Source organism: Mycoplasmoides fastidiosum, assembly GCF_024498275.1.
In the GTDB taxonomy this organism is placed as follows: Bacteria; Bacillota_I; Bacilli_A; order Mycoplasmatales; family Mycoplasmoidaceae; genus Mycoplasma_N; species Mycoplasma_N fastidiosum.
Map to the genome: position 1 here is coordinate 974,571 of NZ_CP101809.1, position 13,771 is coordinate 988,341.

Consider the following 13,771-nt stretch of genomic DNA (forward strand, 5'->3'; position numbering starts at 1 on the left):
TCTGTTTTTTGCTAAAAAAAAAAAAAAAAGCCCTTAATTAAAATCACACCTGTTTGAGTCTCAAATGGCTTAAACATTTTTAAATTATTTTTAAATAGTTAAGGATTTTTACTTAATGAAAAAACTGAATTTATTCAAAAAGAATAAGTTGTGATTAGCCAGTTTAGGTTTAGCAACTACAAGTAGTTTAATTTTAGCTGCTTGTGCTAACCAAAGCCAAAGTGCTAATAATCAAAATACTAAAACACCTAATAACCCAACTAATCAACCCAAAGAAGATAATCCTGTTAATCCAGATAATCCTATTCAACCAGAAAACCCTGTTCAACCAGAAAACCCAGTAACACCAGTTATTCCAACAACTCCTAAAATTCCAGTTGCAACTGCAGTTCAAAAACAATTGGCAACTGCTGTTTTAGATGATGTTGGGGTCAAAGCAGTTCTGGCTGATGCTGTTAAAGCCCTTCAAGATCAAATTGTGAATCAAATTAAAACAGTTACCTTCATTGATTCACTAAATCAAAAAACTGTAGCTAATTCTATTAACAATTTAGGAGAAGACAGTAATCAAGCTGCTGATACCAGCACATCAACTGTTTATGCGTTAGTCAAAACTCTAGAAGCAAATTTAGCAAGCGCAACTGAGACTGAAGTGCCTGAAGCTGAAAAAGAAGTTTTCACTACCGCACTAAATCAAGTGAAAACAGATGCTGCAGCCTTGCTAACTAGTTTAAAAGCCTTACCAGAAGACACTGCTAATAAAGAACTAGAAAAATTAGAAAATGAATTTACCAAAGCTTTAGATGAATTTGTTAAAGCTGATGCAGCTGATTCCGCAACTAAATTAACTGCCTTGGTTGAAGCCAAAAATACTTATCAAACTGGTGTGCAAAAAGTAGCTGAAAGTTTAGCAAATGCCGAACAAAAGGCTTTTGCGTTAGATAGTTCAACTTCTGCTTTGCAAAATTACATTAATACAGAAGTTGGCACTTTTTTAACTGGTAATAATGGTAGCACACATACTACAACTCTAAATCACTTATTACACCAAGTGCGAACTGGAGTATTAGGAACTTTAGGTGGTGATCTATGAACAGCAGGAAATATTAGTGAAATTGAAGCTGTTCTAAACCGGCCAGCTGGTGTCACCGAGGAATCAAAAAGCACCCAATTGTACAGTATTATTGTGGGATTAGCTAATCAAAACGCATCATGAAAAAATATTAATCAACTTTTAAAATCATTAACTTTTAATCAAAGTTTATTAAATAAAACTGAAGATGCAACAAATTTATTAGCCTTACATGTTGATCTAACTTTACCAGTTGATGTAGCCCGCTTAAATGCTTATTTAATTAATGATCAATCTAATGTGATCAGACTATTTGGCGCAATATCTGGAGTTAATGTCCATCGAGTTATTGAAAATATTGCCCACAGTATTAGCAACTATGACACTTTCTTAACTGCTGGATCTGAAGAAAATGCTCAACCAAAATTAATTCAAGATTTAACAGCTTTGTCTAATCAATTAACTTCTGAAACTGACAAAAAAGCTAAAGTCGATGCGTTAAAAACTGCTGCTGAAGCTTTAATTGCTAAATTTAAAGAATTTAAAGCAGAATGAGAAAAAACGCAATTGCAACCATTATTATGAACTGGTACAGGTAGTGCTCGCATCATTCCTTTATTAAATCAAGCAAACAGTTTAAACCGAGCAATTGGGGTTGCTAAAAACTATGGTGATGTCCAAAAAGTTGTGGGGGTTGTGGAATTAATAGAAAATCATATTAGCCAAATTACTAATCTTTTAGCAACTAATGTGAATAATCAACCGAATGAATTATTAGCTAAATTAGATGCTATTATTAAAGATGTTGAATCTACTACTGAAGGTTTTGGTAAGGCTTTAGCTGATTTTATTGCCGAAACTTTTACTACTGGTGAATCTGAAGCTGCAGCAATTGCTAAAGGCGGGAGTCGAAAAACTGGTTATGTTTACACTGATTTAGTGAACGGAACTGGTCGATCACGAACTTCTCCAGCTCGACTTTCGTTTAAACAATTGAATACTGAATTAAAAAATCTACAAGCTGGCAATAATAAACAATTGACAACTATCACTAACTTGTTAAATAATCAATTACGACCGAATCAAAGCAGTCAAACGGCTGAATTAAATAAACATTTAGCTGATTTATTTAACAATGGCGATGTTCAAGCTGATCCTGAAAATCATTAATTAAATAATAAAACTAACTTGTTTTTCTAAAAGATAAGGATTAAGTTTTTGCTTTTATCGTTCAAAAAACCAACCAAACTTTTTGTTTGGTTGGTTTTTTTATTCTTTTTTTATAACAAATTATTATTCATCAAAATATAAGAATTATCCCCATTATTTTTCAGTCATTTGTGGCTAAAAAAAAAAAAAAAAAGCCCTTGGCTAAAATCATTCCCGTTTAAGCCTCCAATGACTTAAACATTCCCAAATTATTTTTAAACAATTAAGGATTTACACTTAATGAAAAAATTGAATTTATTCAAAAAGAATAAGTTGTGATTAGCCAGTTTAGGTTTAGCAACTACAAGTAGTTTAATTTTAGCTGCTTGTGCTAACCAAAGCCAAAGTGCTAATAATCAAAACACTAAAACACCTGATAACCCAACCAATCAACCCAAAGAAGATAACCCTGTTAATCCAGATCAACCAGTTGCACCAGAAAATCCTGTTAATCCAGAAAATCCAGTAGCACCAGTTTCTCCAGTGACCCCTAAAATTGCAGTTGCAACTGCAATTCAAAAACAATTGGCAACTGCTGTTTTAGAAGATGCTGGAGTAAAAAAAGTTTTAACTGATTCTGTTAATTCTTATCAAACCGAAATTGTGCGACAGATTAAAACAGTTACTTTCATTGATTCTCTAAACCAAAAAACTGTAGCTGATTCCATTACAAATTTAGGCACTGATAACGATCCAGCTGCTGGTACGCACACATCAACTGTTTATGCTTTAGTTAAAACTTTAGAAGCAAATTTAGAAGATGCAACTGCAGCCGAAGTTCCCGAAACTGAAAAAGAAGTTTTCACTGCTGCACTAAATCAAGTGAAAACTGATGCTGCAGCATTATTAACTAGTTTAAAAGCTTTGCCAGAAGTAACTGCCAATAAAGAATTAGATAAACTAGAAACTGCATTTACCAAAGCTTTAGAAGAATTTGTTAAGGCCCCAACAACCGATTCTGCAACTAAATTAACTGCGTTAGTCGAAGCTAAAAATACTTACCAAGCGGGCGTGAAAAAAGTCGCTGAAAATTTAATTAATGCTGAACAAAAAGCTTTTGTACTAGATAGTTCTGCTTCTGCTTTACAAAATTACATCAACACAAAAGTTGGGGGTTTTTTAGCTGGCACGAACCGTGCTAAACACACTATCACTTTAAATAATTTCTTACATCAAGTACGAACTGGAGTGCTAGGTATTTTAGGTGGTGATCTGTGAACTGCAGGAAATATTAGTGAAGATGAAGCTGAACAAAACCGACCGGCTGGAGTTAGTCAACAAACAGCAAGCACTCAACTGTACAGTATCATTGTGGGATTAGCAAATCAGAACGCTGCTTGAAAAAATATTAATCAACTTTTAAAATCATTAACTTTTAATCAAAGTTTATTAAATAAAACTGCAGATGCAACAAATTTATTAGCCTTACATGTTGATCTAACTTTATCAGTTGATGTAGCCCGCTTAAATGCTTATTTAATTAATGATCAATCCAATGTAATTAGATTATTTGGTGCATCAACAGGCATTAATATTCATCGAGTTATTGAAAACATTGCCAACAGCATCAAAAATTATGATCAATTTTTAGTTGCTGGTGCTGAAGATGGTGCTCAAGCAAAATTAATAGCAGATCTGGATGAGTTATCCAAATTACTAAATGATGATAATGCTAAACAAACTAAAGTCAATGCTTTAAAAGATGCAGCCACAACATTAATTACCAAGTTTCAGGCTTTTAAAGCTGAATGAGATAAATCTAAATTACAACCATTACTATGAACTGGTGAAGATAATGATCAAACCATTCCTCTACTAGATCAAGCAAACAGTTTAAACCAAGCAATTGGGGTTGCTAAAAACTATGGTGATGTGCAAAAAGTTGTTGGAGTTGTAGAACTAATAGAAGATAATATCAGTCAAATCACTAGCATTCTAGCTGATACTGTTAATGATGAAGCTAATGAATTATTTACTAAATTAGATGCCATCATCAGAGATGTTGAATCCACTACTGAAGGTTTTGGCAAAGCTTTAGCTGATTTTACTGCTGAAAATTTTACAACTGGTAAAGATAAAGCTGATGCGATTGCAACTGCAACAAAAAGGGGTTATGTTTATACTGATTTAGTAAATGGCACCGGTCGCTCAACCAATGCTGCTGCACGACTTTCATTTAAGCAATTAAATACCGAATTAAAAAACCTACAAGCGGGTAATAATAAACAATTAACAACTATTGCTAACTTATTAAACAACCAACTACGACCGAATCAAAGCAGTCAAACCGCTGAATTAAATAATCATTTAGCTGATTTATTTAACAATGGCAATGTTCAACCTGATCCTGAAAATCATTAATTAAATAATAAAACTAACTTAATCACTTGGAAAATAAAGATTAACTTTTAATTGTGTTTTTCAAAAAACCAACCAATCAAACCTTTTGTTTGATTGGTTTTTTTATTCTGTTTTTAATAAACAAACTCCGCTTATTCATCAAAATATCAAAATTATCCCCATTGTTTTTAACTGCTTGTGACCAAAAAAAAAAAAAAAAAGCCCTTGGCTAAAATCATTCCTGTTTAAGTCTTCAATGTCTTAAACATTCAATAATTATTTTTAGACAATTAAGGATTTACACTTAATGAAAAAATTAAATTTATTCAAAAAAAATAAGTTGTGATTAGCCAGTTTAGGTTTAGCAACAACGGGAAGTTTAGTGCTTGCAGCATGTGCTAGTCAAAGTCCTAATCAAGGCACTAAAACACCTGATAACCCAACCAATCAACCTAAAAATGATAATCCTGCTACACCAGAAAACCCAGTAGCACCAGGGACCCCAGAAACCCCTAAAGTTCGGGTTGCAACTGAAATTCAAAAACAATTGGCAACAGCTGTTTTAGATGATGTTGGTGTTCAAAAAGTTCTTACTGATGCTGTTAAAGCTCATCAAGATCAAATTATGGATCAAATTAAAACAGTTACCTTCATTGATTCATTAAACCAAAAAACAGTAGCTGATTCCATCAAAAATTTAGGAACTGATAGTGACCAAGCTGCTGAAGCTAACACATCAACTGTTTATGCGTTAGTCAAAACTTTAGAAGCAAATTTGGCCAGTGCAACTGCAACTGAAGTTCCTGAAGCTGAAAAACAAGTGTTCACAGCTGCATTAAATCAAGTAAAAACTGATGCTGCAGCATTACTAACTAGTTTAAAAGCTTTGCCAGAAGAAAATGCCAATAAAGAATTAGAAACATTAGAAGCTGCATTTACCAAAGCTTTAGATGATTTTATTAAATCTGGTGCAACTGATTCTGCAACTAAGTTAAACGCATTAGTTCAAGCAAAAAATACTTACCAAGCGGGTGTGAAAAAAGTCGCTGAAAGTTTGGTTCATGCTGAACAAAAAGCCTTTAGTTTAGATAGTTCTGCTTCTGCTTTACAAAACTATATCAACACAAAAGTTGGGAGCTTTTTGGCTGGTAGTAATGGCACTAAACACACTACCACATTAAACAATTTATTACACCAAGTGCGAACTGGAGTACTGGGAACTTTAGGTGGTGATCTATGGACTGCAGGGAATATTAGCGAAACTGAAGCAGCCCAAAACCGACCAGCTGGTGTTACCGAGCAATCAACAAGCACTCAACTATACAGTATTATTGTTGGTTTAGCAAATCAGAATGCTGCTTGAAAAAATATTAATCAGCTTTTAAAATCATTAACTTTCAACCAAAGTTTACTACTTAAAACTGCAGATGCGACAAATTTATTTGCATTACATGTTGATTTAACTTTACCAGTTGATGTAGCTCGGTTAAATGCTTATTTAATTAATGATCAATCTAATGTCGTGAGATTATTTGGCGCATCAACAGGAGTTAATGTTCATCGGGTTATTGAAAACATTGCACACAGTATTAGTAATTATGATCAGTTTTTAGTTGCAGGTTCTGGTGATAATGCCCAAGCTAAATTGGTTAAAGATTTAGATGATTTATCCCAAGCATTAGCTAGTGAAACTGCTAAACAAACTAAAGTCAATGCTTTAAAAACTGCGGCTGAAGGCTTAGTAAGTAAATTCCAAGCATTCAAAAATGAATGAGATCAATCTAAACTACAACCCTTACTATGAACTGGTGAGAACAATAATCAAACCATCCCTCTACTAAGTCAAGCAAATAGTTTAAACCAAGCAATTGGGGTTGCTAAAAACTATGGCGATGTCCAAAAAGTTGTTGGAGCCGTAGAACTAATAGAGGATAATATTAGTCAAATTACTAACATTCTAGCTGATACTGTTGCTGGCAAAGCTAATGAATTATTAGCCAAATTAGATGCCATCATTAAAGACATTGAATCTACCAGTGATGGTTTTGGTAAAGCTTTAGCTGATTTTGTTGCTGAAACTTTTACAACCGGTAAAGATAAAGCTGATGCGATTGCGACTGCAGCAAAAGCGGGTTATGTTTACACTGATTTAGTGGACGGAACAAATAGATCACAAACTGCTCCAGCACGGCTTTCATTTAAACAATTGGATACCGAATTAAAAAACCTACAAGCTGGCAACACTAAACGTTTAACAACTATTGCTAACTTATTAAACAACCAATTACGACCAAATCAAAGCAGTCAAACGGCTGAATTAAATAATCATTTGGCTGATTTATTTAACAATGGTGATGTTCAAACTGATCCTGAAAATCACTAAATTAAAAAAATATCCAGTTTATTTCTCTAAAAAATAATTATCAAAATTTTAATTTTGATCTTTAACAAAAAACCAATCAAACAATTTGTTTGATTGGTTTTTTTATTTGTTAGTCTAATAATTTAATTAGTTTGTAAAAATGAAAAAAATTATCCCCATTGTTTTAATCCCGTTTTTGTCAAAAAAAAAAAAAAAAGCACTTGGCTAAAATCAATTGCGTTTAAGCACAAAATAGCTTAAACATTCAAAAATTATTTTTAGACAATTAAGGATTTACACTTAATGAAAAAATTCATTTTATTCAAGAAAAATAAGTTGTGATTAGCCAGTTTAGGTTTAGCAACAACAGGGAGTTTAGTTTTAGCTGCTTGTGCTAACCAAAACCAAAGCGCTAATAATCAAGGTACTAAAACACCTGATAATTCAACCAATCAACCCCAAGAGAATAAACCAGAAACTCCAGTAGTACCAGTTGTTCCAGCGACTCCAAAAATTCCAGTGGCTACTGCAGCTCAAAAACAATTAACAACTGCTCTTTTAGAAGATGCTGGGGTTAAAAAAGTTTTAACTGATACTGTTAATTCTCATCAAAATGAAATTGTAAGACAGATTAAAAAAGTTACTTTCATTGATTCTCTAAATCAAAAAACTGTAGCTGCTTCCATTAAAAATTTAGGCACTGAAAATGATGCTGCAGCTGATACCAATGCATCGACTGTTTATGCTTTAGTTAAAACATTAGAAACAAATTTAACTGCCGCAACTGACACTGAAGTTCCTGCGGCTGAAAAACAAGTGTTCACAGCTGCATTAAATCAAGTAAAAACTGATGCCGCTGCTTTATTAACTAGTTTAAAAGCTTTACCAGAAGAAAATGCAACTAAAGCGTTAACTAAATTAGAAGCTGAATTTACCAAAGCTTTAGAAGAATTTGTTAAAGCAACTGCAACTGATTCTGCAACTAAATTAAGCGCACTAGTTCAAGCTAAAAATACTTACCAAGCCGGCGTGAAAAAAGTGGCTGCAAATTTAGTTAGTGCCGAACAAAAAGCTTTTGGTTTAGACAGTTCTGCTTCTGCTTTAGAAAATTACATTAACACTAAAGTTGGCACTTTTTTAACCGGAACCAATGGTACGAAACACACTACAACCTTAAATAACTTAGTACACCAAGTTCGCACTGGAGTCTTAGGAAAATTGGGTGGTGATTTATGAACCGCTGGTAATGTTAGCGAAACAGAAGCAGCTCGAAACCGACCGGCTGGAGTGGAGCAACAAATAGCAAGCACCCAACTGTACAGTATTATTGTTGGTTTAGCAAATCAAAATGCTGCTTGAAAAAATGTAAATCAAAATTTAAAAGCATTAACCTTTAATCAAAGTTTATTAATTAAAAATAATGATGCGACCAATTTATTAGTCCTACATGTTGATCTAAACTTACCAGTTGATATTGCTCGTTTAAATGCTTATTTAGTCAATGAGCAATCTAATGTTCTAGCATTATTTAATGCTAAAACGGGTACTAATGTTCACCGAACAATTGAAAATATTGCTAATAGTATCAAAAATTATTACAAATTCTTAACTACGGGATCAGAAGCAAATGCCCAACCCAAATTGGTAAAAGATTTAGATGATTTAGCCAAAATGTTAAGTGCTGACACAGCTAAACAAGCTAAAGTCAATGCTTTAAAAACTGCAGCTGAGGCTTTAGTAACTAAATTTAAAGCCTTTAAGGATGAATGAGATAAATCCAAACTACAACCTTTACTATGAAATGGTGAAAATAATAATCAAACCATTCCCTTGCTAAATCAAGCAACTAACTTAAACCAAGCAATTGGAATTGCTAAAAACTATGGTGATGTGCAAAAGGTTGTTGGTGCAGTTGAATTATTAGAAGATAATATTAGTCAAATTACTACAACATTAGCTGCTACTACAGCCCAAAAAACCAATGAACTACTCAATAAATTAGATGTAATTGTTAAAGATGTAGAAGCTAATACTGATGGTTCATTTGGTAAAGCTTTAACCGAATTTGTTGCTGAAACTTTTACAACTGGGAAAACCGAAGCTGAAACAATTGCTAAAAATGGTACTCCAAAAACTGGTTATGTTTACACCGATTTAGTTAACGGAACTACTCGCACAACCAATACTGCTGCACGACTTTCTTTTAAACAACTTGATGGGGAATTAAAAAATTTACAAGGCGGAGATAATAAACAACTAACAACTATTGCTAACTTATTGAACAACCAACTACGTCCCAACCAAAGCAGTCAAACTGCTGAATTAAATAATCATTTAGCTGATTTATTTAACAATGGTGATATTCAAGCTGATCCTGAAAACCACTAATTAATTTTTGGATAATTAGTTATAAATTTCTCTAAAAACAAAAGAACCAGAATGTTAATTCTGGTTCTTTTTTTATGACACGAAAAAAATCAAAAATTATGCGAAATAAACCAAATATTTGTGGGTTTTCTCATAAAATAATAAATACTGAAAAAATCAATATTTTTAATTTATATTTAATGAGTTCTGCTAATTATGAAAATTAAAAAATTTCATAAAGATAAAGTTGTTTTTCCCGAATTAAAAGCTGATTTAGATCATCATAAAATCTTTTTAAAAGAAGCCTATGTGCCTTTCAACTCAACTTGAGAAAAAAACTATTTTTATTTAAAATTCCGTAAACCTAATTCTGATAATTTAAGTTTGGATCCGGTTAAAAAGCACGAATTTTTAGTTGATGAAAAAGAAAGCCCTTTTAAAAAACCTTTGTATGTTGATCTAACTCAGTTTTATTTTATTAGCAAGAAATACTTTAATAAACAACTAAGTCCTAAAACTTTTTTTGATTATGAATTAAATGATTTCTCCCCTTATAAAGTTGCTGAATTATGTGATCATTTAATTCCGGTTTTTGCTGCTAAACCCCGTTGTTTTGTAATGAATGTTGCTTACAATCAAACCAGAAACAATTTAGAAACTCATATCGCTTATGCTCATCCTACCTTGATGAAGCAACAACTCGAAACTTTAAGAGTTATCCACCGTTTACCGGGTGAGAACTTATTATTAGAAATCAAAGATCAACGAAACAATACTGATAACACTAAAACCGTGTTAAATCATTTGAAAACTTTCATCAATCAAACTAAAGCAGATTATATGCAATCTTCTTTTCGGTGGTTTTTAGAATTAAAAAAAAGTTAATTCACCAACATGATAATTAACTTATTTCATTATTAAAAATTAAAAAGTACTTTATGTCCGATCAAATTAATATTCATACAAAAAATAAGTCAATTATTTTTTCAATTTGCCAAACCCCATTAAATGGTGTTCCTTTAGTGCTTTTTTATGATCACTTAAATCAAAACTATTTTTACTGTCAAGCTCGTATCGCTGATAAAAATCATGCAACTTTTGTAAATCATGAAATTTATGGAGCAAGAAATCCCGAAGATCATAATAGTGTTGATTTATATATTGATCCTATCAAAATTTATTATTTATCAGCTGCTGAATTTGAAAAATATCAAACCAAAAATCCAGTTTATTACATACGTGATTTAGCTGACAGTAGTGGAGTAATCATTTTTAACTATCTCCTTGAAATGTTGCAAAAACCTGATCCAATTTGAGCACTAATTCAAGTTTATTATCATACCCTCAACCAACAATACCAGTCCCAAATCCAATATATTCATCCTCAACTTTTAGAAGCAACATTCGAGATCCTCAATGTTGCTAAACAAGTTGATGAACAATCAACTTGCTGTCAAATTCAAAATCAAGCCACTAATTTTTTTGAACACCAAAAAATTTATCAGCAAATTTTAATGATTCTGCAAAACGAATGAAATCATTATTATTACGAAACTGAAATTTAAGATGTTTTCTTGTTTCAAAATAATTTAGCAAAACACTCCTAAATTTTTCTTTTATAATTTATTACTTAATGTTGATTAATCAAATGCAATTTATACTGCATTTGCTGATTTAACATCTTGCAATTTAACTGGAACTAATCTTATTTACAAAACATAAATAGTTGTTGATATCGCAAAATTCCCAATCAAAATTAATGAACAAATCAACCTCGATTGAAGATGAAATTTTAGATGACACTCAACCACCTGAGCCAACAGCAGAAACGACTAGCAAAAAATCAAAAACTACTGAATATCACATTTTTAATTTACGAGTCACCCATAAAGAATATCAATATTTAGCAGCTACTGCTAGATTTGATGGTCGAAGCATTAATTCCTTAATTCGTTATAAACTAAGAAGAGTTTTGGACGGATCAGTTCTCAAGGAGCTTGAAGTTAGGTATGATAAAAAAGAAAACGAATAAACTCATTTTATTAAAATTAAATAATTGCTACGAAAGGATCAAGGACTGACTTGATCCTTTTCATTTTTTATTGATAATAAAATACTCTTACAAAATTATGCTAAAAAATTATCCACAAGCTTTTTGCACAATTACGGCCAAAAAAAAAAAAAAAGCCCTTGGCTAAAATTGATATCGTTCAAATCTAAAAAAGAGTTGAACATCAAAATTATTTTTAGATAATTAAGGATCTTAACTTAATGAAAAAATTCAATTTATTCAAAAAGAATAAACTGTGATTAGCCAGCTTAGGAATCGCTACCACAAGTAGTTTAGTTCTAGCTGCATGTGCTAGTCAAACCCAAGGTACTAATAATAACACTAATACTAATTCAGGAAATCCTGATAATCAAAACGGTAATTCTGGAACTGAAACTCCAAAAGAACCAGCTACACCTTTAACTCCTGCTGTACCTGAAATTAAAACTGCAACCGCTGAACAAAAAGCTTTAGCAACTGTGATTGTTGACAATCCAGGTGTAAAAAAAGTTCTAGAAGATGCTGTAACTGAATCTGTAAAAGTAATTAATGCACAGTTGACTACTATTAGTAAAATTGACAATTTAAACCAAACCATTGTTACTGATTCTGTAACTGCTTTAGGAAAAGCTGATGACCCCGCAGCCAAAGAAGCAACATCATCTGTGATCGCTTTAGTAAAAACTTTAAAAGCTAATGTTACTGCAGCTGCAGAAGCAACATTTGAAGATGAACAAAAAACCCAATTCACTGCAGCTTTAGATCAAGTAATCAAAGATGCTGCTGAATTATTAACTGCATTAAATAGTCTGCCAAAAGCAAACGATGCTAAAAAATTAGTTGATTTACAAGCTAAATTAAAAACTGCTTTAGATGAACTTGTAAAAACAAGTGCGAACACTGAATTAACCACAAAACTAAAAGCAGTTTTAGATGCCCGAGATGCTTATCAAGCTGAAGTTAAAGTTGTTGCCGAAAGATTAGTTGCTGCGGAGCAAAAAGCTTTTGTTTTAGATAGTTCCACTTCAGCATTGTCTAATTACGCAAACACTAAAGTTGCGGCATTTTTAACTACTGATTCTAAACACGAAGAAAATACCACAACTTTAAATCACTTAGTAACCCGTGTTCGTTCTGGTGTTTTGGGAACTTTGGGAGCTGATTTATGAACTGTTGGTAATATTAGTGAAACCGTTGCTGCTCAAAACCGTCCAAGTAGTATTGCAGCAAATTCAACTAGTGACAAACTATACGCAATTGTAGTTGGTCTAGCAGAACAACAATTCGCATCTAACACTTTTGCAAACGAACTAAAAAGTTTAACTTACAACCAAAGTTTATTATTAAAAGCTGATGATGCAATTAATTTACTAGGGTCACATGTTGAACAAAATGTACCAGTTGATGTGGCGCGATTGAATGCTTATTTAGTAACTAAATCTGCTAATGTAGTTGAACTTTTACAACCAACAACTGGAGACAGTATTAAATCACTTGTAGCAACTATTGATCGGACTGTTAAACAATATACTGATATTTTAATTGGTACAGGTACTGAAGAATCTAAATTAGCTAAAGAACTTGCAGCTTTTGAAACTAGTGTAACTGAAACAGATAAAAATACCCAAAAAGCTAAAATCAAAGCTCTTGTTGAGCCAGCTAAAGCTTTAGGAACTAAATTACAAAGTTTTAAAACAGAACTAGAAAAATTACAAAAATTATTAGTTACGGTTAACACTACTGATGCAACCAAAAACACTTACCCACTAATTGAAGCTGCTACCAAATTAAATCAAACAATTGCTGTATCTAAAAATTATGGTGATGTTTTACAAGTTGTTGGTAAAGTAGAAATTTTAGATACTAATATTGATGCCATCACCAAATTAGTTCAAACAACTGGAACTCAATCTGCATTAATGAAAGCTTTAGATGCTTTAGTAGATGAAGTTAAAGATGCTGGAGCATTTGGTTCTAAATTAAAAGAGGTTGCTGCAATCAATGATTTAGGCAGTCAACAGGCTGAGCTTAATAAAATCACCAATAAAACTACAGGGTATGTTTATACTGATTTAGTTGATGGTAAAACTGCAGTTACTACTGGTTCATCACAAGCTCCAGCTAAACTTTCTTTTGCACAATTTAAAACTGAATTAGAAAAATTACAAACTGGTACTGGTAAACTATTAACTCCAATTACCACTTTATTAAATAATCAATTACGCCCAAGTGAAACTAGTCAAACTGCTGTTTTCAATAAACACCTAACAGATTTGTTCAATAACGGCAATGTTTTGCCCGATACTGAAAATCACTAATTAAAATTTAATCACTCTTATTTCTCTCAAAATTTAATCCTTTTTTAATTTTA

8 protein-coding genes are annotated in these 13,771 nt (G+C 32.2%); all 8 read left to right on the top strand.

What is annotated here, in order from left to right:
* Window positions 1-115 precede the first annotated feature (115 nt).
* On the top strand, window positions 116-2,242 hold the full coding sequence (locus NPA10_RS03415) for a hypothetical protein (RefSeq protein WP_256547310.1): 2,127 nt from the start codon (window positions 116-118) through the stop codon (window positions 2,240-2,242).
* 279 nt (window positions 2,243-2,521) lie between these two features.
* On the top strand, window positions 2,522-4,642 hold the full coding sequence (locus NPA10_RS03420) for a hypothetical protein (protein WP_256547879.1): 2,121 nt from the start codon (window positions 2,522-2,524) through the stop codon (window positions 4,640-4,642).
* A gap of 286 nt (window positions 4,643-4,928) precedes the next feature.
* Window positions 4,929-7,004 (top strand): hypothetical protein, encoded by a 2,076-nt coding sequence (locus NPA10_RS03425; RefSeq protein WP_256547311.1) that lies wholly within the window; start codon window positions 4,929-4,931, stop codon window positions 7,002-7,004.
* A gap of 282 nt (window positions 7,005-7,286) precedes the next feature.
* Entirely contained in the window at window positions 7,287-9,371 is a 2,085-nt protein-coding gene (locus NPA10_RS03430; protein ID WP_256547312.1) for a hypothetical protein, read from the top strand.
* A 195-nt stretch (window positions 9,372-9,566) separates the two neighbouring features.
* Entirely contained in the window at window positions 9,567-10,235 is a 669-nt protein-coding gene (locus NPA10_RS03435; protein WP_256547313.1) for a hypothetical protein, read from the top strand.
* 53 nt (window positions 10,236-10,288) lie between these two features.
* Window positions 10,289-10,915 carry a hypothetical protein gene (locus tag NPA10_RS03440; protein WP_256547314.1) on the top strand — a complete coding sequence of 209 codons (627 nt, stop codon included), beginning with the start codon at window positions 10,289-10,291 and terminating at the stop codon, window positions 10,913-10,915.
* A gap of 194 nt (window positions 10,916-11,109) precedes the next feature.
* Window positions 11,110-11,382 (top strand): hypothetical protein, encoded by a 273-nt coding sequence (locus NPA10_RS03445; RefSeq protein WP_256547315.1) that lies wholly within the window; start codon window positions 11,110-11,112, stop codon window positions 11,380-11,382.
* A gap of 239 nt (window positions 11,383-11,621) precedes the next feature.
* On the top strand, window positions 11,622-13,718 hold the full coding sequence (locus tag NPA10_RS03450; RefSeq protein ID WP_256547316.1) for a hypothetical protein: 2,097 nt from the start codon (window positions 11,622-11,624) through the stop codon (window positions 13,716-13,718).
* Window positions 13,719-13,771: the final 53 nt, after the last annotated feature.